Below are 19,340 nucleotides of genomic sequence, written 5' to 3'. Positions count from 1 at the left end.
TAAGTCGTACATGTCTACGGAGGCATGCCACACGCGCACGACGACATGTGGCAGCCGAAAGGGCTGACAGAGCCCTGATCTTGTAGAACGCCCCCGGCACGCCTCCTCGCACGAGGTTCGCGTGTAGACCACGAGTAGCGGGCCTCAATACTCGCTTTCGCGGAGCTCGCGTTCCACCTCTCGTTCGATGCTGCGCTCAAGCTGTTCGCGATGCTCCTTTAGCCACATGCGGACGTTGTCGTTGGTTTCGACTTCGAAATGGGCGTCCAGAGCTGCTAGCTTTCGACGGTAGTGCTCGCTGGCTGGTCCGCTCCAACCCTCAGAAAAGTTGTTGGCGTGCAAGCTGCGTCGAACCTGCTCTATTGCCCCTTAACGTTCAAGCATTTGCCGCGCAAAGGTGGCGGGCTCATCCGGTCTGGAGATGATCGGCGGGCAGTGCTCGGCAAGAAGCCACGCGCGGTCTCCGACGTCGACATCCACCCATTCAAAGACCACCGACGCCGGGATGGCGTCAAGGCCCGCCTTGTCGGTCTGACGTATCGATTTGCCACCTCGAAGCCAGCTGAGCAGATGCCAAGTCCCGCTCTCTTTTCGTTGCATCTCTAGTCGGCGCGCAATGGCTGGCCAGACGACCTCTGGCTTAGCCTGTGCCGCTTTGGACAGGAATTTCAACGGTTCGGGGTGGAAGCCAGCAGTGATGCTGTTGACGTTAGCGAAGTTGGCAATGCACCGCGCGGCAAGCTTTGCTCCAACGTCAGAATCGAAGTTGAGCAGGCGGTTCGCGACCTCGTTCCAACGGAACAGCAGCATATTGTTCGAATGCTTGCTCGCCGTATGCGAAGCGCCCGTTCGCGGGACCGGAGGCGGTGCTCGCCTATCTGTCGCGCTATACGCATCGCGTGGCCATCTCCAACCAGCGGCTCATCGCGCTCGACGACCGCGGCGTGACCTTCCGCTGGAAGGACTATCGTGCCAGCAGCCGCACACGCCCGAAGACGATGACGCTTGAGCCACAGGAATTCATGCGGCGCTTCCTGCTGCATGTGCTGCCTGGCGGCTTCCACCGCATCCGTCACTGTGGCCTGCTCGCCAACCCGGTGCGGCGGCAGAACCTGGCGACGATACGCGCGCTGCTGCACCCTCCGACAATCATTGAGGCCAGCGAAGACGTGTCGCCACACGCCACGGCACCGACCTTCGTATGCCGGTACTGCGGCGCACCGATGGTCATCATCGATATCCTGCTACGCAGCCAGCCGATTCGCGCGCCACCTGGGATCAGAGGTAATGCATGAACCTGAATGATCCGGGATGTTCAATCCGACTGTCGGCTCTTCGGCAACGAGCGCCAACAGGAGACGTTTGCGTGCATGGCACCAGGCAGACGTTGCCGCCTTTGCAAGATCGCGACAAACGCGCTGTGCGACGGCATCGGGACCACATCGGCATCAACCCAGCCTCAGCTTCAACCCATCATCGCGTGATCCCGTGGGTCAGGGCATCACTTCAATCCCCGTAGCCGCCTTGGTACACTCCGCGGTTTCCTCCCTCGAGCGTTGTCCAACGCCTGCCCGCATGCGTCGTCATGTACTCACACGGCAGCAGACAAGGGCAGGCGTCGAACAACGCTGATATGACTTTCCGTGTCAATCGGATTGTGTGGTTTGCAGTCTTCTCATGCGCAAATGAATTCCCTGAGGGCGGCGTAGCAGTAAATCTCGACGGTGGATCATCCTGATATCCGCGGGTTGGTTACCGCATTACATGGACCGTCTCATGAGCCTGCCGCATTCTTAAGCCGCAAGTCGGGTGATATCCGTTGCGGGGTTGTGCCGCGGGTTACTCGAGTAGCCGGGCTACGCCGCCTTCAGGAAACTCGTGGATCTATGGGGTGAGCGACGTGGTGCTTCGTAATCAGGTTGCCTCTCTGCGATAAGGTAATGCGAGCGACATCGCCAGGCGCCCGATGTCCCAGATGAAACCTGACAGTTCACGGGCGACGGCCACGACCGTCGTATTGGCATTCTTGCCACGCGCGGCCAGCCTCCGGTATCGGCGACATAGTCGAACCTGCGCGTCCCAGGCGCGATCGATGATGGCCTTGGGAATGCCTTCATGCCGACACTGAATGTCGGCGCTTACACGTGCCGGATGCCGATAGCTCCAGGCCGCCTCCACGAGCAACTTTCTGGCGTAGCTATTGCCGGTCTTGGTGATGCTTCCCTGCCGTCGCTTGTCACCCGATGAGTGTTCTGACGGGACGACGCCGAGCCATGCCATCAATTGACGCGGATGCTCAAAGCGTGACAGATCGCCGAGTTCGGCAAGCATTCCAACGGCCGTGGTGAACTGCACACCGCGCATGGCCTGCAGACCCAGGACGGCCGGATAGAACCGCCAGTTTGTCACTGCCTCACGCAAGGCGGCTTCAACACGCTGGCATTGCGCGAGCCGATCTTCGATCGTACGCCGAAGTTCCTCGAACGCGAACTGTTGCCATTCGCTACCGAACGCATACTGGCTCACCCAGCGTCGGTGAGCTGGTCCCCAGTCGGCATGACCGGCATAGCGTACATCGTGCGCGAGCAGGAACGACTTGAGCCGCTGCCGCGCCTGCCTCAAATCGTCTTTGGCCGTCATCCATGCGCGGGCGAGGTCGCGAAATGCCTCGTCCTCGACGGTCGGCACGTACACAGCTGACAGGTCACCGGCCCGTAAGGACCGCACAAGCTTGACCGCATCGCGCCGATCCGTCTTGACGCGCTCGCCGGGCTTTCTGGGAATCAATGACGGCGCGCACACCATGCAGTCGAATCCTTTCTGGACCAGTTTCCGGTAAAGGCCGTAGCCACATGGTCCTGCCTCGTAAACAACGCGTACGTGTCGCGCTTTCGATTGAAGACGCTTGCACAGGCGATCGATATCCGTCTTCGTCGTACCGGTCTTGCCGAGCAGTTCGACCTCGCCCGTGCCGAACGCATAGGCGACAGTGATCGAATCCTTGTGAACGTCGAGTCCTACGTACAGCGTGCTATCGTGTTCCATGCTGGCCTCCGTGCGGGAAATCGCCGGGTGTGGCACCGTCCACACCGTGCGGCTCTGGCAGCGATGCTAACCCGCGTTTGATTCCTCACGGCGGGCCAGCCTCTACCTCACGGAAAGTCATAGTGTCTTAACAATTGCGGACGCTTAGCGCGGCCGTCCTCGGGCTTCGATTTTGCGAGACGCCGCATTCGACAACGGCACCCACGCCGACACCAAATACCCCTTCCTGATCAACGCCTTAAACATTTTTTGGCGAAAATTTCGAATCCCGGCCGACCCTCAAGTCTGCGCGTTGCTTTTCTTCCGCTTTGGGCATCCCGCCGATCGCGTACCGCCTCTACCAGTTGGTGAAGCGGGGCAGCATGGGGACGCCGGCCGCGGTGCTCGGCGAATTCTGGGCCGAGCTCCGTGAAAAGAGCCGGGTGCGCGTCGAACACCCGGACCTGCCGGCCGATTTGCGTGACACGACGGGGAACTGGTCGCGACGCTGTGGACGTGCGCGACCGCGTCCGCGCAGGCGGAACTCCAGGCGCTGCGGGCGGAAGTGGAGTCGCGGCCGTCCGCGGCGAAACTGGCGCGCGCCGGGACGGCGCTCGAGGAGCGCACGGCCGCGCTGCTTGCCGCGCAGGTCGAGGTCCGCGAACTGGAAAAGGTGCAGGCCGAGGGCCACGCGGCGCGGCAGGCGCTCGAGGCCGAGATCGCGCGGCTGAAAAGCGAGACGGCGGCGCGTGATCGTCAACTGGAAAAGGTGCGGGAAGGGTTCTCGCGGGACGTGGGGTAACCGTCCTTTTCGTGGGGGAAGTGGCGGTAACGGAGGGGCGAGCAGCCTGAAGCAAGCCTCTGCGGTCCCCTGTAATTCGCGCAATGTGCAGATTGCCCAAGCGTTAATTGAACAGCCCATTTCACACCTCACCGCCATGTTCCGCACGAAAGGGAACGATCACCCCGCTTTGCGACGATCGTCTTTCCTTCGCAAAGATATTTTTATCGCCCGCCTGTCATTGCGGCCGTTGTCCGCCGACTTAACCGTACCGCCGTCGCAACAAGACGCTCGCCGCACAGCATTTAGGGCATGAACGGCTGAATCGGCCGACTCCGTACTCCGCGTGATTCACAGCGATAGTGGTTCGCTCGCATGCGTGACGCCATCGGAGCCAGTCATCGATTTACAGGAGAATCCGATGAAGCTGACTTCGCGTGTGGCACTCGCAGTGTGCACTGCCATTTCGGTCGCAGCCCCCGCGCATGCAGCCGACTTTCGTGAGTTCGAAAGCAGCGCGTTCGCTGCTGCACAGGCCGCAGGCGAACCGGTGCTGGTCGACGTGCAAGCCTGGTGGTGTCCAGTCTGCGCATCGCAAAACCGCACGATCAAGAAGATCGTCGCCTCGCCACGCTATGACAAGCTGGTCGTCTTTCAACTCAACTACGACAAGCAAAAGGATGAATGGAGGCGCCTTGGCGTATCGAAGCAGGGCACCTTGATCGCGTATCGCGGGCAGACCGAGACCGGCAGGCTGGCGTTTCAGACCAACTCCGAGAAGATCGAGGCGTTGCTCGATAGTGCGGTGCATTGATCATGGTGGCCTTTCTCAACCTGTTGTCGCTCGGTTATGCAGCGGGCGCGCTGACGATACTTTCGCCGTGCGTACTACCACTGGTGCCGATCGTGCTCGGCAGCGCGGCCCAGAACAACCGTTGGGGACCTCTCGCACTGGCCGTGGGGCTGGTGGTGTCGTTCACGTCGGTCGCGCTGGCGGTGGCGATTGCAGGCGTGTCGAGCGGGATCGATGCGGACGTCGTGCGGATAACCGGCGCGGTCGTGATCGTGTTGGCCGGCCTCGCGATGCTGTTCAAACGCACAACTGCGGCGTTCAGCCGGATCCTCGCACCCGTCGCTGCGTGGGCGAGCCGCAGCCAGACGCACCTCGAAAGCCATGGCGTGCTGGGCCAGGCCGCGATCGGCGCCTTGCTCGGCGTCGTATGGAGTCCCTGTGTCGGCCCGACGCTCGGAGCGGCGACCGCGCTCGCGAGCGCAGGGCATGACGTCGGCGTGGCCGCGCTGACCATCCTGGCGTTCGGGACCGGCATCGCGACGATGCTGGTGGTCATCGCACTGGCTGCACGCGGCTTCGTGCCGCGCTGGCGCGAAGCGCTGATGCGCGTCGGCGGCAACGGCAATCGCATCTTCGGCGTCCTGCTGATCGCGGTGGGGCTGCTGATCATCACCGGTCTCGACCACCAGTTCGAAGCGCTGGTGCTCGCCGTCTCGCCGGACTGGCTGACGGACCTGACCACCCGCTTGTAGTGCGCACGGCCCGGCGTGCTCATTGCGTCCGCAGTCGAGCATGCCGCCAGGTGCGATTGGACTGAGGCGCAATTGGCTATGGCAATTCTCGACAATGAAGCGCATACCGCCGCGGCACCTGCATGTTTTACGGTGCCGCAGCGGCCACCCCGCTCGCGCAGCGTAGACGTCACGGCGCCTCGGCTCGATGAACGGGCCGCGCGGGCGCTCGCCGACGTGTTGCCGCTGCTCCGCTGTGGAGAAGAAGCGGCCACCCTTGCATTCGGTCGGCTTGCGGGCCGCGCGGATGTGGACCCTGCGCAACGCGCCGAGGCGGCCGCACTGCACATGATCGAAGCCGAAGAGCGCGTGCATGATGCGCTGCTGCAGCAACTGTGTGAGCGGCTGCCGCAATCGGCTGACGGTGCCGCGCTGCGCAGCGCGGCGCGGCGTTTTCATCTGCGCATGTTCGCGCGCGATCAGACACTGCATCTTGCGCGGATCGCTGCGGTCGATGCGGCGGTCTGTACGGTTCTGTCGCGACTCACGTCGCCGCGCACGGCTCTCGCGCAGGATCCGGCGCTGGTGCAGCTGTTTCACAGGATCCGTCGCGACGAGGCGCGCCACGTCGCGGTGACGCGTACCATCGTGAGCAAGCGCGGCAGCGCCGAACGGCTGCGTAGTTCGGGCGCCGCTGCGCGCGAGGCGCTCGCGGCGTTGCTGAGCCTGCGCGGTGCGACGTTCGACCTGTTGCGCGTCGACCCCGACGCGCTAATTCGCGACGTGGCGCGCTTGCCTGGAGGGTTGCTTTAATGGACGGCGCGCACGACACGAAGCGCAATGCGTATGCGCGCGGCAGCGTAACGGTGCTTGGCACAGGTTTCGCGCTGCCCGGTGCGCCGCTTGACAACCGCAGCCTGTTCGAGCGGGTCGGAGCGCTTGCGCCCGGCCTCAGCGCACGTGCGATGATCGCGACCGCGCGCCGCCTTTCGATCGACACGCGCCACGTCAGCCGCGCATTCCGGGCGCGCGCGGAGGCGCCACTTCCCGGCGCTCGCAACCCGGAACTTGCCGCACGCGCCGTGCGTCGCGCACTCGACGAGGCCGGGCTCGATCCCGGCGAACTTGGCTATCTGATCGGTCACACGGCGACGCCCGCGCAACCGCTGCCGTCGAATATCGCGCTGGTCGCGGACGAATTGGACTACATGGGCCCTCATGTCGAGTTGCGCCAGGCGTGTACCGGGTTCGCGAACGCGTTGCTGATCGCGTTCGGGATGCTCGCCGATCCCGATGCGCGGCCGGTCGCGATCGTAGGCTCGGAGACCGGTTCGCTGTTCTTCGATCCGGCTTCTGCGGCGCACGATCGTGATCAGCGCGTGAACCTTGCGCAGATGGGCGATGCTGCGGCGGCGGTTGTGCTTGGGCCGGCCCGGCCCGGCACATCGCGACTGCGTGCCGTGTGGTTCGGCGCACTCGGCCTGCACAAGGCACCGGGGCTCGAGATGCGCGCGGGCGGCGCGGATTGTTCCGCGCCGAGCGCGTTGCCGCTCGCGTTCGTTCACGACTATAAGCGGATCGCGCAGACGGGCACGGTGCTGTTCGACGCAGGGGTTGCGGCGGCGGAGAAGCAGGGGGTCGCGCTAGATGAGGTCGACTGGATCATTCCGCATCAGACGAGCGGGCGTATTGGCGTGCAACTGGCAGCTCATTTCGACGTGCCATCTGACAAGGTGTTTGTAAATGCCGACCGGGTCGGCAATACTGGCTCGGCTGCGATCTGGCTCGCGCTCGCGCAACTGCGCGAGCGCGGCCTCGCGTCGGGTACACGTGTGCTCGCGCTTGGAGCGGAAGCTACCAAGTATATGCATGGCGGCTTTTTGTACGAGCAGCGGTGAGGTTGGAGACCACGCCAAAGTGAGGGCTCTATGCTGCAAGCGCTGGATACCATGCTCGAAGCATCGCCTCGCGGATCACGTGCGCAACATGAATACCCTGAGGTCCGAACTCCCTGGTTCAGCGGGTGCAACCGGCCACTTTCAGCCATTCGACCCACTCGCTATGATCGTCAACAACCATCGCGCGAAACCGCGGGGACGGCGTAACGTGACGGCGCGTCGATCGGCGGCTCGTTAAACCCCCCACCATTCGTTCGGCGATTTCGACTTCCGAGACTCAGGTTTTCCAAAAAAAAAGGTCGTAAATCCGCTTACGGGACAAAGAAAGAGGACCGAATGAGCACATCAATCAGTTCGACAAGTTCAAACGCGGTGACATTGACCCAGTTCGCGCTGGGTTCTCCCGGGTTGATGCAGTCTGTGCCAGCTACGGAAGCGTCGCCGGCGCAAGCCACGGTGAGCGTCGTTGACCCGTCTGCGACAGCGGCTCGCGTTGCAAAGTATCTGGATGCTTTAGGCGCACCGTTGAAAATGGGGAACGACGCGCGAAACATCGCTAACGCCTTAACTTCCACAATGCAGTCAGTAGTGTCCGAGCGGCCGGACCTCGCCAATGCACATTTTGATTTCCATTCGAGCAACGGCTCGATTCAGGTCACATCGAAAGACCTGAGTGCAAGCGATATATCGTGGCTTCAAGGCAAGCTGAACGGCAATGCTTCACTCGTCGCCTCTGTAAAGGCTTTTCATGATGACGCAGTCAGCGGCTATGCGAAGTGGTCGGAAGCGGATGGAACGCCGCTAACCGCATCCCAGTCAGATGCGGTTAGCGAGAAAGCGGACGGGCTTGGGGGTTTCATGTCGCTTTTCCAGTCGCTCGGACAGGATGCGCAGAAATATCAGATGAAGGACGGCGATTACAATTTGGCAAACGGGAGCAAGATGGATCTCGGTCAGGATCCGACCACCGCAGCGGGCTTTCTGCTGTTCGCGAAAAGTGCGCAGGCTTCTGAAAACGGTACATCAAGCTTCGTTTCGACATCCGGCAAGACGCTTTATGGCGGCCAGATGGATGTCTTTCAGAATACTTCCGTGATCCCTAATTTCTTTCCGGACTCTGGAACCAAGTCATTGGGATTTTCACAGACGGCGTGAGCATAGTGGCCCGCGTGCCGAGATAGGCCTACGAAGAGTTGGTTTACTGGTGGCAACGATTCGCCACTCGAGACAGCATGTTCCGGACTCAGCCATGAGGACTCCTCATGCGGCAAGCGACGGCCACTTTCGGCCACTTTCGGCCGTTCGACAAGGCCGTTCAGATCCGCGACAATCGCCTCCGATGCCGAGGTTCGGTTTTCCATCTCAACGGTTCGACTTTCCTATGCGGGTGGCATTTTGAGTGACGAGAGCTACATCGGTTGGTTAAGACAGAAGGTCGGTAATGGTTTGATACTGAGCCCGTCGGTTGGGGCCGTGATTCACGATCACGAGGGCAGACTTCTCTTGCAAGAGAAATCTTCGGATGAGGCTTGGAGTTTGCCAGCTGGGGGAATTGAACTGGGTGAAAGCCCCCAAGAAGCAATTGCCCGGGAGGTGATGGAAGAGACCGGATACGCCATCCGCATTCATGGCATTCTCGGCGTCTTCGGCGGCCGAGCATTCCGGTACACGTATCCCAATGGCGATCAGGTTGAATACGTTGCGACGTTGTTTCAGTGCAAGATCACTGGCGGTTCCGGAATTCCTACCGACACCGAAACCAAGGACACCCGGTATTTCAAAAGGCACGAAATGCCCGAACTGGCATTACCGTATTCGATCGACGATTTGTTCCGCAAGTTCTAAAAGCTGATGGCAAGCCAGCTACGCGTGATCGGCAGCGGCCGGCCATGAACGGCCAGTCGACATACTTCCGTGAATTGCTGACAATCGCTACCCGAAGCGTCGCCAGCCGTGAATCGGCCGTGTACGGCGTCCACTAGTGAAACGTCGGCCTCTGGAGACGAGCATCTAAACGGCGAGAAAAAAAGTTGAGGTAGCATCATCGAACTCAACAGGGGGAAGACGGTGATTCGGGAAATCAAGGCTCGCGTAAACTCGATAGGCGTCCCTCTTGCCAGTCTGCTTCTCAGCGATCTGATGAGGATCATGGCAGAAATGGTTGGCTATATCACGCTCCCTTGGTGGATCGTTCACCGGGGCGGCGCGCATGACTTGGCGATCTACAGCGTAAGCATCGCCATCACCACGATTTTTGCAATGCCACTGCTTGCGCCACTCGGGGATCGCTACGCAAAGAGACAGCAGATTGCATGGGGTATATGCGCCCTGATGGTCGTCGCCTTCACCCTCGCGACGCTCGCCTCGCTGTCCGACTACCGACTCATGCTCATCATCTGCGTAGGCGTGGTCACCGTTATAGCGAAAGCTTTCGTTGACCCGGCCAGCTCCACCATTTCGGCTGAACTTGTTCCGGTGAATCGTTTGGCCGAAGCGCTTCGTCTTCGTAAATCGACGCAGGCAGTTGGCGGTGCCTTAGGTCCAGCATTGGCTGGTGCAACACTGGGCTTGGCCGGTATAGCTGCAACATTTTGGATGAACGGCATACTGCTCGGCGTCGCTGCTTACGTGACTTTGCATCTTCCATCCCAATCTCAGCATCGCGAACACCATCGCGGTCTAGCCCGTTGGTGGAAAGACCTGCACGCCGGACTGCATGCTAAATGGATCGTCCCGTTGGAGCGCGGCTGGACACTCGTAAACTTCCTCGTCTGGATATTCCAAGGCCCCGCAGTCGGCATGCTGATCCCGCTCAAAGTTCAATCACTCGGGCTGTCGGGTCTGTGGCTAGGTGTTTGCGAAGCGGCCTTATCCATAGGTTTACTACTCGGAATCTTTCGTGGTTCTGATGCACTGGTCAGTCGTTTCGGCCGATTCAACGTCCGGGTGGGGGCCGCGATGTGCGAAGGGCTGGCACTTGCTGCTTCGGGGTGGGCCCACTCACTCACCGTTCTCGTACAACTGGTTGCTAGTTTTTCCGGGTCATCGAATTTGTCTGTGAGCCGCGCCGATACCGGATTTGTGATCGGCGAAGGCGGATCGGTTAGAGTCCCTATTTCTGGACTCAGCGAATGACGGGTAACCTCTGCTGGCAAGCGATTCCGACGAAATTGAGCGAAGCGCAGTTTGAGCAATTTGTCTTGCCGCATCTGAGCCTGGGCCGTCGCGGACCGCCTCCCACGCTACCCTCGCACAAGCTCTTCAACTACATCCTGCGGGCACTGCATATGGGCTGTCAATGGAAGATGCTGCCGATCGAAAGGAATGAAAAAGGTTGTCCAGAAATTCACTACACGCGGATCTACCGAATCTTTCGTCGTCGGCACGCCGATGGTTGCATCGCTGCAATCGGGAATGGCGGCCGTCCAGTCTTTCCAGCGGGATAGTACGGCTCGATCAGGGAAATCAGTCTCGTCCAGGGAACCACGCGCCTCATCTCATCAAGAAATTCCCGCTTACGCGTGCGTTTCGTTGACAGATCCAGACCAAGACCAAGCTGCGTCATCAAGGCTCTCCTCAATTACTAAGCCGAAACAAAGTAACCGGACATGGGTCAAGCCGCGTAGCGGACTGACGGATGTTGAAACATGGATCGGACCAAGGCTGGAATCTTCTGCAACGAGCGCAGAACCGCTCGAACACGCTGCTTGAGATGCCCGGGACCTTTGATGGCAAGCTTGCCGATCTTGTGATGTTTGAGATAACCCCATACCAACTCGTCCGGGTTCAGGTCTGGCGAGTAAGCAGGAAGGAAGAACAGACAAAGGCGCCCATTCGATTCTGCGGCAAGCTGCCGGATCGCTTTGCAACGGTGTACCGGATGACCATCGGCAATCAGGAAGACAGGCGCATCGGCGGTGAGCATCAGCCGTTTGACGAAGTCGACGTACACGGAGATCTTGAAGCTGCCTTCGAAACACATGAATCGAAATTGGCCACGCGGGCTGATCGCTGAGATCAGGTTCACCTTGAAGCGCGCGCCAGTGACTTCGACTACCGGTGTTTGACCGACCGGTGCCCAGGTCGTGCCGCTGTGATAGTCCGATCGCACCGTCGATTCGTCGACGAAGAAGATCTGTGCCCCGCAGCGTTTGGCCTGCCCGACAATGGCCGGGTATTCGTCGCGCATCCATGACTCGACCAGTTCAGGGTCGCGTTGGTAAGCACGCGCAAGCGGCCGCTGGGGTGAAAGCCCGAGCTTGCGCAGCAGTCGACCGACAGACACCTCGGAGAGCCTGACGTTGAAATGTTCGCGAATCAACTCCCGCACCATGTCTCGCGTCCACAATGCAAACTCGAACTTCATCTGCATGGGGTTCTTCGTTGTGACCGTCTGATAGACGAAGCGGATAGCCTCGGACGACAGCTTCATCGGTCGACCAGGGATTGCCTTGGCTCGTAACGCCTCGATGCCCCCTTCGCGCCAGGCCGCCAACCACTCGTAAATACGCGCCCTCGAGAATCCCAGCGTGCGGATCACGTCCTCCGGCAACTCGCCCGCTTCGACGCGCTTGACCGCCCGAATACGGATCTCTTCAAGCGTTGCATGTGAAAGCTGCCGGCCGTCGTCCTCGCGCATCTCGCCTCTCCCTAAGCCCCTTAAAGCTTAGACCGTGGCGTCAATTTATGTTCGCTTATTTATGCACTGGTTAGTAACTCCCCTGCGTCCCAGAATAGTTCACACGGGCCTCAATGCCAGGGCTTTTGCAGAGTTTCTCTAAAGCGCCTACAAGACATAGCAAAACGGGCGTCACGCCAAATCCAATTCCAAGGCGAACGCCTATCCTGAGGCTGCCAATAGTTTTCACGACTTTTCCTTCGCATGTAGGTTGCAACTGTTGACTCAGCGTCGAATCAACACATACAACCTGTATTGATCAGGAAACCTGCTTTCCTGCGACGTGATTTCTCCTGGTGCTCTTCCCGGACTACCACCTCAAATAGAGCGGACCAATTAGGGCACCGATACCGGCGGTTATGCTGATGCCCAGTACGTACCAGACACCCCAGAACGGTACCGACATCTCTGAACAGTAAAGCGAATATACGAGCAGACCTTGCGCGCCAGCGAGCAGTCCGGCGCCTGTACCTGCCAATATCAGGCGGATGGGAGCGAGTCCCTTCAAGGCGTGCATCACTGCGGCAAGCGATGGTAGAGAGAGCAGAACAATATTCGCTGTGGTGACTCTCCATGTTGTACCTAACATCAGTTGCAGGCGATAGCCTGGCGGGGTCGCGAATACAATGAACGTGGCAGCGAGCAACATGGTAATGAATGGTAGTGTGACCGCTAACCATGCCAGCCGGACGGGTGCACCGGGCCGTCCAAGACGTCCAGCGAGGTTCAATGCAGCGATGAGTGTCGTTACCGGAAACGCGAGTCGCACCCAGAACATCGTCGTCAGCAGCAATTCCGGCATGTCGCTGCGGATGCCGTAAAGTACCACCAGCAAAGCCGTGCTGCTGGCCATGCCAACACTAAGCGCGCGATTGAGCCGCTTCGAAGCAAAATTCGACTCAATCGGTGTCAGATTGTTAGTTAACCTGAGTATCAGATCTGAAGTTCTCATGTTGCCGCAACGTTTTGAAAGCGGATACGTGATGCAATAGGGGCACCGGCTGTCGGGCAAGCTCTCACTCCGGGACATACAATACTTCGAACCCGACATTCGTGATGCCACCTCGCTTGTCCGGTCAGATGCGTTCACCGGATCACGACCTGAACGACCGGTCACCCAGCAGATAGTCGATCGATATCAGCCCTGGTCCCCAGGCCGCAATACCCAGTGCCATTGCCACCCAGGTCAGGTGAATCGGCCAGCCCTCAGGCACGGTCAGTTCGATGATGCAGGTCATCAATATCAGGCCGGCTGCGGCGAAGCGGGTTCCAAGGCCAAGCACGAGCAGCACCGGAAATGTGACCTCGCCGCAGCCCGACAGAAACGCGAAGACTGCGGGAGCAGGAAACGGATAGGGACCGCCCGGGAGATGCAACTGAAACTCCTGCGTGAACAGGTCGATAGCCGTATCGTTGAGCTGGAGGAAGCCGTGCCATTTCAGAATGCCCGATTTCCAGAACGGCACCGCCAGCGCAAGCCGCAGCACGAGCTGAGCGAGCCACGGTTGCGCGAGCGTCTGGATCAGTCGCTTCGCCATGCCGATCGCGGATACGAGTACGGCCGGAAAGGGCAGTTTCATGTTCTTTGGGTCCGACATCCTGGTCAGTCTCCGTGTTGAATGCCGGTAAATACGCCGGCTGAAAGCATCCCTGCCAGGTTGGCCTGGATGTCGAAGGAGGGCGCCTCCTGAAACGCCGCCGCGACCGCTTCGCCCAGTGATGCAGCTTCGAGAAGATGGGTCAGGAAGGCCGCACCGCCAGCCGGCAGGCGCGATACCAGCACCTCATGTCCGGGTCGTGTCACGAGCGCGTCCTCCGCTTCGCCTGAGCGGAGCGGCGTAACGGGGCCATCGGTCCGGTTCATCGCAAAGATGGCGACGGCGGGATAGCGTGATCGCACCACCCGCGCGGCGGGGTGTGGTGTGAAACGGACTTCGGCGAGAGACGCCGGTTCGATCCCGGCTAACGCCTCGGCAGCGAGCACAGGCAAGTCGGCTGCGTGATAGGCATCCAGCCACGCCCGCTCGATGCGCGCGGTGTCCGCAAGCCAGGGCATTTCACGCGCATATTCGTAGGATTCGATGAACGCAGGAAAGTCCCGTCCGTACGCGAACAGCAGCGGCGAAGTGGGAGGCGTCGCGCGGAGATGGAAACGGGCCATCGCCCTGAAGAAGTCGACGCCGGTGATGCGCTGGATAGCAGGATAGACCGCTGCCAGCGCGTCAATGAGGCTGACCGTGACGTTGTTGCGATAAACGTTGTAACGGTTGACCACACGCTTGCCCGGCGCGGCGATCACGTCTTCAGGCGCGGTGATCGATGGGTCCGTCAAACCCAGTGCAAACGCGGTGGCGTGGCCGCCCGAAGGATTGTCAGGCTGCATGGCTGGCCTCCTCAGCGAGTGATACCGCTTCTTCAGCCATGATGTGCCGCGCGGATAGCGCCTGAGCCCACAATACAGGCCACGCGGGAAGGTTGCTATCCCATTCGATCAGCGTCGGCCTTGGGCCGATTCGTGCAACGATATCCCGATAGAGACGCCAGACGGGATCGGAAATGGCGCAGTCATGGCTATCGATGAGCAGCAGGTCGTTTTCGTCGTCGCGCTGCTCGCTATGTCCGGCCAGGTGTATTTCGCCCACCTGTTCAAGCGGTAATCCGCCAAGATACGCCTCGGCGGAAAAGCCGTGATTGGTCGCGGAAACGAACACGTTATTGAGGTCCAGCAACAGGCCGCAGCCGGTGTGTTGAACGACTGCGCGGATGAATTCGGTTTCGCTCAATGTCGAGGATGCGAACGCGACATAGGTCGACGGATTCTCAAGAAGGAGGGGGCGTTTGATCGCGTCCTGGACCTGGTCGATGTGTTCGCATACCTGCTCGAGCGTTGCTTTCGTGTACGGCAACGGCAGGAGGTCGTTGAAGAATGTGCCGCCGTGTGACGACCACGCGAGGTGTTCGGACACCAGCACGGGTTCGTAGCGCGTCACCAGATCGCGAAAGCGCGCGAGATGCGAGAGGTCCAGTGCCCCAGGTCCGCCGATCGACATGCACACGCCGTGAAGGGAGAGCGGATAGGCCTCGCGGATCGCTGCAAGTGCTCGGTGGGGTGGACCACCGGCGCCCATATAGTTCTCGGCGTGAACTTCGAAGAAGCCATCTTTCAGGCCGTCCGCGAGAATCGCGGTCAGGTGTTCATGCTTGAAACTGGTTCCGACAGGCCCTTGAGCGCGACGCGTCACGCCACTCGAACAGCCAGGCTCGCAAACCGCCGTTGTCCTTGAGGTATCGTTCATGGCCGCTCCCGTTCCTCCTGTCGTTCGCCGGTTCAGGACTTTAGCGGCGTGAGCGAGCCATGGCCACCGCCCGGCACTTCGATACTCGTGCAGGTGCCGCCTTGAACGAACTTCCACGAGTTACCCTGGAAGTCCATTGCCGACGTCCCTTGGCACGTCGTGCCGGGACCGGCGGCGCAATCGTTCTGCCCCTTCAGGGCGACGCCGTAGCACTTTTCCTTGTGGGCCGCAATGGCTGCGCCTTCTTCCGCTTTTGTGAGCGGTGCTGCGTGGGCGACTGATGCAAGCAGGCTCGCAACAACGCCGACGAGCAGGGTGGAACTCACAGTGGCTTTTGTGGACATCGAATTTCTCCAGAAGTTAGAAGGTTTCCTTGATGGATACGTCATCTAATTCGTGGGTCACAGACGTCTGGTTACAGGGGAGTTTTCTTTTTTTTGCCTGTGGTGGTCGACATCAGCCATTTGATCAGGGGACACCACTGCATATTGTCAGAGCGTTGCTCACCAGCGAAGGAATCTGTGACCAAGCACCGCCCCGAGCGCGGCTGGGAGCAACATGCCAGCCATATACCAGACGCTCCAGAACGCCGGACTCATCTCAGGGCAATGAAAGCAGTACGCGACTGTGGCGATTGAACTCGCGAGCAGCCCGGAGGCAGCACCGGCAAGCCGGAGACTCGTGGGTGCCAAACCTTTGACGGCCCAGAATATGGCGATGAAGCCTGGAACGGCGAGCAGAAGAATATTGAACGGACATGACCGCCACGAGTGCCCGAGTATCGTAGGCAGCCGGCCTTTTGGTGCCGCGCTGACGACAATCATAATTGCAGCGATCCAGACGACTAGCACCGGTGTCCATGACGGGCCATCCGGCTCCAACCTTGGCGCCGGGGCGCGCCAGCCGAACGGTCGCAAGCAGGGCACCGATTGCGAGGCATAGCTTGCTGCCCTTCGGAGTCCAACGGGACGGACGCTAGTTCGTTTCAAAAAGCGGGATGTACCCCTCGGTCGGCAATAGAGCCGTGTGCATTTCCGAATGAGCGCCCACCGAATTGAGGGTGTCTACGGTAGTGCGTCGATTTGACAGGATGCGCCACGGCACCGCTTGCGTAGCAGGCGAGGCAGGATCCAGCGCTCCGTATAACTCATCAAGCATTGCACGAGGAGGGAGCGTGTACGTCACAAACCCCTCATTGGCCAAAGATGCGGTATGAAAACCAGCATTTCGACACAGACGCTCCTTCACAGGAACATCATGGACGGCGTGCCTCACGCGAGTTCTGGATCAGATCCGCCGTGATGGAATCCATGATTTGACCGCCTTTGATGAATGAGGGCCTGTCGACAGCCCACGCCTCAGGCGGGCAAGCCTTGTGTGTTGGCATAAGTTCGATGAAAGGATTGATTTCAGCCGGATAGATTCTGCACACGTTGGGTCTTGCTTCGTATCCGCCGCATCGCATATCGGGTTGCAGGTGCGGGCAGGCGCCGTCGAAGGCGGCAACGACCGTCACCATCACACGGATCGCAAGTTCACCGCTTTCGGCGGCAAAAGACCGGATTCGCCTGTGTTGCACCTGGCAATCGTCCGTTGACGGTTCGACGGGCCACGGCATCGCTTCGCAAAACACCTGGACATCTCCCCCACGTTCTAACCAGCGTATGGCTTCGTTGACGCTCAGCGGCAGACGAAGATTGTGACAACAATCGCCGCACATCGTGCATGCGAAGTTTAAATCCGTGGTCATGTCGATCTCGGGGTTCAGAAGGCGAAACACAGAAACACAAAGGGAAACGAAAGGCAGCCCAACTTCGGCCGCAATCGATAATTTGCTAGTTCGATCTGAAGCCCGCTTCGGTTACATCGCGAATGCGAAATGGACCGCCGCTTCACCGGACGCATACGTGGTCAATCGAGAACTGCGAACAGGCGCGCAGCAGATTTGAGCCGCGCTGTAACCGATATTGCCAAATATCCGAACTAGGATTGGGGTATCGACTGTTTTCCCTCCGTCCCAACCGCCAAAAGGGTCTAATCATGAACCGGATGCGATTCACTAAACACATCGTGGTCGCAGCGTTGCTGGCAGCGTCAGCCACTGCATTCGCTGGCGAGGTGCCATTTACTCAGGCAAGCTTCGATCAGACCGTCTCGTCGGGCCGGCCCGCGGTTGTGTATCTGCATGCAAGCTGGTGTCCAACATGCCGGGTTCAAAAGCCGATCGTCGACCGTCTGTCTGCCGACCCCAAGCTGAAGCAGGTGACGATTTTCGTAGCGGACTACGATGCGGAAGCGAAACTGAAAAGAGAACTAAAGGTAACCCAGCAGTCGACATTTGTTGTCTTCAAGAACGGCCACGAAGTGGCGCGTTCGACGGGGCAGACCCAGGAGGCGACAATCCGGGCCGTGTTTGAACAGGCTCTGTGATGCAATTCACCGCAGCAACGTATGGGTTAAGTCTCGTCGCCGGGTCGGCATCGGTGTTGTCTCCCTGTGTCCTTCCGCTACTCCCGATACTCGCGACGTCAGCGTTGGCTAAACATCGATTCGGCGTCATCGCACTGGCAGCCGGCCTGGCCATTTCGTTTGCGGGCGTCGGCATATTTCTCGCCACCCTGGGGGCGTCAGTTGCACTGGATCCTGAGGTCCTTCGACGCGGGGCTGCGGGCCTGATGGTGTTTTTCGGCCTTGTCATGTTATCTGGCACCCTTCAAAGGGCTTTTTCCCGGCTCAGTTCCGTCATCGGCGCGAAGGGCCAGCAGGCGCTTGACGATGTGAAAGGAAACGGACTGCTCGGGCAGATGGTGGTCGGGCTGTTGCTGGGGTTCGTCTGGACCCCCTGTGTCGGGCCAACGCTGGGCGCGGCAACGTCGCTAGCGGCACAAGGTCAGGACCTCGGCCACATCGCCATCCTGATGGCGCTGTTCGGTTTGGGTGCGGCACTGCCGCTCGTTTTGCTCGGAACGATTTCGAGAGTTTCGCTCGTGAAGATGCGAGGCACACTCGCCGCGTGGGGTACGACGGCCCGCTGGACGCTCGGTGCCCTTTTCGTTGTCATGGGGACGATCGTCATCACTGGCGTCGACCGTCAGTTGGAAACCCTTCTCCTGTCCGTCAGTCCAGCCTGGCTCACCACCCTGACAACATCGATATGAGAACGGGTCCGCGGCAGCGCGGCGCAGGCAATTGTTCTCAACAGTCAGCAATCCTGCATTCGCATGACTCGCCAGGCAAGCGGTGTCATGACAAGGTGTGTAGCTGACCCGTAACGCGCGCATTGAGTGCTAGGTCTGGTGAGGGAGCCAGGTCGGCGGCACTCGCCTTGTTTCCCGTCGGCAGCATAGCGGAGAACATACCTTTGAATCGGTAGCCTGCTGTGCATGCCGGACAATATACTTCAGTATCCTCAAAGGTATCCGATCTGACGACAACAGTTGGACCGCATGTCTGGCAATGCTGGAGTGGTATTCCTTCATCGCTATGGCCTGCGATGTGGTACAGGTTGACGCTCCCACCCAGTTCCAGAAACATTTCTCCATATTCGCGATTGAACTGCGTGCCGAGATTGTCGCGTACGACAGCAAAGGCATCGTCAATCGGCATCGCCTTACGGTACGGGCGTGTGCTGGTCATGGCGTCAAAGGCGTCGCAGATGCCGATGATGGCAGCCATGGGGCGATCTCATCGCCAGTGATGCCTAACGGATAACCTTTGCCGTCGGGTCGCTCGTGATGGGCGTAAACCGCGTCCGCAATGCGTACGCCGAAAGGGTCTTTCGCAAGCGGTCGTTTGCCGACTTCAGGGTGCGTTTTGATGACGGCATACTCCGCATCGGTCAATCGCTCCGTTTTGAGTAAGACCGTATCGGGAACAGCGATTTTGCCCAGATCGTGCGGGAATCCACCCACCGAGACGTTCGCCGCATCGCGATCCGAAAGACCAATCTGTCGTGCCAGCAGACTCGCGTAACGGGAGACTCGCCACAAATGGCCGCTGGTGTATGGGTCGCGGGCCTCTACCACCCACGCGAGGGCGAGCAGACTATCAAGAAGCTCGATCCGCGCTATGTGCCGGTTCCGTCTGGCCGAAGAGACGTGAAGCGAGGCTGAGCATCTTTTTTGGAGTCATGGCCGCGA

General features: G+C 59.8%; 23 protein-coding genes and 4 pseudogenes. 13 read left to right on the top strand and 14 right to left on the bottom strand.

Annotation, left to right across the window (positions count from 1 at the left end; translation table 11 throughout):
- Positions 1-144: 144 nt before the first annotated feature.
- Positions 145-342 carry a hypothetical protein gene (locus tag OKW29_RS08665; protein WP_429290697.1) on the bottom strand — a complete coding sequence of 66 codons (198 nt, stop codon included), beginning with the start codon at positions 340-342 and terminating at the stop codon, positions 145-147.
- A gap of 27 nt (positions 343-369) precedes the next feature.
- A complete protein-coding gene (locus OKW29_RS08660; protein WP_429290696.1) occupies positions 370-810 on the bottom strand; it encodes a hypothetical protein in 441 nt (146 codons plus the stop codon).
- A 23-nt stretch (positions 811-833) separates the two neighbouring features.
- Here OKW29_RS08660 and OKW29_RS08655 point away from each other — a divergent pair.
- Positions 834-1,295 (top strand): annotated as a pseudogene (locus OKW29_RS08655) (transposase); the annotation flags it as partial.
- Positions 1,296-1,914: 619 nt separating this feature from the next.
- Here the strand turns inward: OKW29_RS08655 and OKW29_RS08650 are convergent.
- A complete protein-coding gene (locus OKW29_RS08650; RefSeq protein WP_429289466.1) occupies positions 1,915-3,045 on the bottom strand; it encodes an IS110 family transposase in 1,131 nt (376 codons plus the stop codon).
- 280 nt (positions 3,046-3,325) lie between these two features.
- Here OKW29_RS08650 and OKW29_RS08645 point away from each other — a divergent pair.
- From OKW29_RS08645 to OKW29_RS08605, 9 genes and pseudogenes are all read left to right on the top strand, one after another.
- Positions 3,326-3,811 (top strand): annotated as a pseudogene (locus OKW29_RS08645) (DNA-binding protein); the annotation flags it as partial.
- A 415-nt stretch (positions 3,812-4,226) separates the two neighbouring features.
- Complete coding sequence (locus tag OKW29_RS08640) at positions 4,227-4,619, top strand: thioredoxin family protein (protein ID WP_184040662.1); 393 nt, start codon at positions 4,227-4,229, stop codon at positions 4,617-4,619.
- 2 nt (positions 4,620-4,621) lie between these two features.
- On the top strand, positions 4,622-5,350 hold the full coding sequence (locus OKW29_RS08635) for a cytochrome c biogenesis CcdA family protein (protein WP_429290695.1): 729 nt from the start codon (positions 4,622-4,624) through the stop codon (positions 5,348-5,350).
- A 78-nt stretch (positions 5,351-5,428) separates the two neighbouring features.
- On the top strand, positions 5,429-6,142 hold the full coding sequence (locus OKW29_RS08630; RefSeq protein WP_429290694.1) for a hypothetical protein: 714 nt from the start codon (positions 5,429-5,431) through the stop codon (positions 6,140-6,142).
- Positions 6,142-7,227, top strand: coding sequence for a 3-oxoacyl-ACP synthase III family protein (locus tag OKW29_RS08625; protein ID WP_429290693.1), 1,086 nt, complete (start codon positions 6,142-6,144; stop codon positions 7,225-7,227). The genes OKW29_RS08630 and OKW29_RS08625 overlap by 1 nt, the downstream gene beginning before the upstream one ends.
- A 336-nt stretch (positions 7,228-7,563) precedes the next feature.
- Positions 7,564-8,382, top strand: a complete 819-nt coding sequence (locus tag OKW29_RS08620; protein ID WP_429290692.1) for a hypothetical protein — start codon at positions 7,564-7,566, stop codon at positions 8,380-8,382.
- A 240-nt stretch (positions 8,383-8,622) separates the two neighbouring features.
- The gene (locus tag OKW29_RS08615; RefSeq protein WP_429290691.1) at positions 8,623-9,072 is read left to right on the top strand and encodes an NUDIX domain-containing protein; all 450 of its coding nucleotides are present in this window, start codon (positions 8,623-8,625) and stop codon (positions 9,070-9,072) included.
- A gap of 222 nt (positions 9,073-9,294) precedes the next feature.
- Positions 9,295-10,362 carry an MFS transporter gene (locus OKW29_RS08610; protein WP_429290690.1) on the top strand — a complete coding sequence of 356 codons (1,068 nt, stop codon included), beginning with the start codon at positions 9,295-9,297 and terminating at the stop codon, positions 10,360-10,362.
- A complete protein-coding gene (locus OKW29_RS08605) occupies positions 10,359-10,673 on the top strand; it encodes a transposase (RefSeq protein WP_429290770.1) in 315 nt (104 codons plus the stop codon). Before OKW29_RS08610 ends, OKW29_RS08605 begins: the two co-directional genes overlap by 4 nt.
- Here OKW29_RS08605 and OKW29_RS08600 read toward each other — a convergent pair.
- The 9 genes and pseudogenes from OKW29_RS08600 to OKW29_RS08560 all read right to left on the bottom strand — a co-directional run.
- Positions 10,625-10,792, bottom strand: a pseudogene (locus tag OKW29_RS08600) (IS5/IS1182 family transposase); the annotation flags it as partial. The gene OKW29_RS08605 and the pseudogene OKW29_RS08600 overlap by 49 nt on opposite strands.
- 48 nt (positions 10,793-10,840) lie before the next feature.
- On the bottom strand, positions 10,841-11,866 hold the full coding sequence (locus tag OKW29_RS08595) for an IS630 family transposase (protein ID WP_429290689.1): 1,026 nt from the start codon (positions 11,864-11,866) through the stop codon (positions 10,841-10,843).
- 349 nt (positions 11,867-12,215) lie between these two features.
- Positions 12,216-12,857, bottom strand: coding sequence for a DUF1109 domain-containing protein (locus tag OKW29_RS08590; protein ID WP_429290688.1), 642 nt, complete (start codon positions 12,855-12,857; stop codon positions 12,216-12,218).
- Between the two features lie 142 nt (positions 12,858-12,999).
- Positions 13,000-13,485 carry a DoxX family protein gene (locus OKW29_RS08585; RefSeq protein WP_429290687.1) on the bottom strand — a complete coding sequence of 162 codons (486 nt, stop codon included), beginning with the start codon at positions 13,483-13,485 and terminating at the stop codon, positions 13,000-13,002.
- Between the two features lie 23 nt (positions 13,486-13,508).
- Entirely contained in the window at positions 13,509-14,288 is a 780-nt protein-coding gene (locus tag OKW29_RS08580; RefSeq protein WP_121317682.1) for a DNA-binding domain-containing protein, read from the bottom strand.
- On the bottom strand, positions 14,278-15,201 hold the full coding sequence (bufB, locus tag OKW29_RS08575; protein ID WP_277873538.1) for an MNIO family bufferin maturase: 924 nt from the start codon (positions 15,199-15,201) through the stop codon (positions 14,278-14,280). The genes OKW29_RS08580 and bufB overlap by 11 nt, the downstream gene beginning before the upstream one ends.
- Before the next feature lie 32 nt (positions 15,202-15,233).
- Complete coding sequence (locus OKW29_RS08570) at positions 15,234-15,545, bottom strand: BufA1 family periplasmic bufferin-type metallophore (RefSeq protein ID WP_074296069.1); 312 nt, start codon at positions 15,543-15,545, stop codon at positions 15,234-15,236.
- A 159-nt stretch (positions 15,546-15,704) separates the two neighbouring features.
- Positions 15,705-16,173 (bottom strand): annotated as a pseudogene (locus OKW29_RS08565) (DUF1109 domain-containing protein); the annotation flags it as partial.
- 283 nt (positions 16,174-16,456) lie between these two features.
- Entirely contained in the window at positions 16,457-16,951 is a 495-nt protein-coding gene (locus OKW29_RS08560; RefSeq protein WP_429290686.1) for a YkgJ family cysteine cluster protein, read from the bottom strand.
- A gap of 290 nt (positions 16,952-17,241) precedes the next feature.
- Here OKW29_RS08560 and OKW29_RS08555 point away from each other — a divergent pair, with 290 nt between their 5' ends.
- Both OKW29_RS08555 and OKW29_RS08550 read left to right on the top strand, forming a co-directional pair.
- Positions 17,242-17,631, top strand: a complete 390-nt coding sequence (locus tag OKW29_RS08555) for a thioredoxin family protein (protein ID WP_121319384.1) — start codon at positions 17,242-17,244, stop codon at positions 17,629-17,631.
- Entirely contained in the window at positions 17,631-18,359 is a 729-nt protein-coding gene (locus OKW29_RS08550; protein ID WP_429290685.1) for a cytochrome c biogenesis CcdA family protein, read from the top strand. Before OKW29_RS08555 ends, OKW29_RS08550 begins: the two co-directional genes overlap by 1 nt.
- Before the next feature lie 85 nt (positions 18,360-18,444).
- Here OKW29_RS08550 and OKW29_RS08545 read toward each other — a convergent pair whose 3' ends face one another.
- Together OKW29_RS08545 and OKW29_RS08540 are read right to left on the bottom strand one after the other, a co-directional pair.
- Complete coding sequence (locus OKW29_RS08545) at positions 18,445-18,876, bottom strand: HD-GYP domain-containing protein (protein WP_429290684.1); 432 nt, start codon at positions 18,874-18,876, stop codon at positions 18,445-18,447.
- Positions 18,834-19,190: an HD-GYP domain-containing protein gene (locus tag OKW29_RS08540; protein WP_429290683.1), complete on the bottom strand. Its 357-nt coding sequence runs from the start codon at positions 19,188-19,190 to the stop codon at positions 18,834-18,836. Before OKW29_RS08540 ends, OKW29_RS08545 begins: the two co-directional genes overlap by 43 nt.
- Here OKW29_RS08540 and OKW29_RS08535 point away from each other — a divergent pair, their 5' ends adjacent.
- Positions 19,191-19,313 (top strand): hypothetical protein, encoded by a 123-nt coding sequence (locus tag OKW29_RS08535; RefSeq protein ID WP_429290682.1) that lies wholly within the window; start codon positions 19,191-19,193, stop codon positions 19,311-19,313.
- Positions 19,314-19,340: the final 27 nt, after the last annotated feature.

The sequence above is a fragment of the Paraburkholderia sp. CI3 genome (assembly GCF_050436505.1).
GTDB classification, from domain to species: Bacteria; Pseudomonadota; Gammaproteobacteria; order Burkholderiales; family Burkholderiaceae; genus Paraburkholderia; species Paraburkholderia tuberum.
The sequence above is the reverse complement of the archived record's forward strand: the minus strand, read 5'-3'. Positions and strand labels throughout refer to the sequence as shown.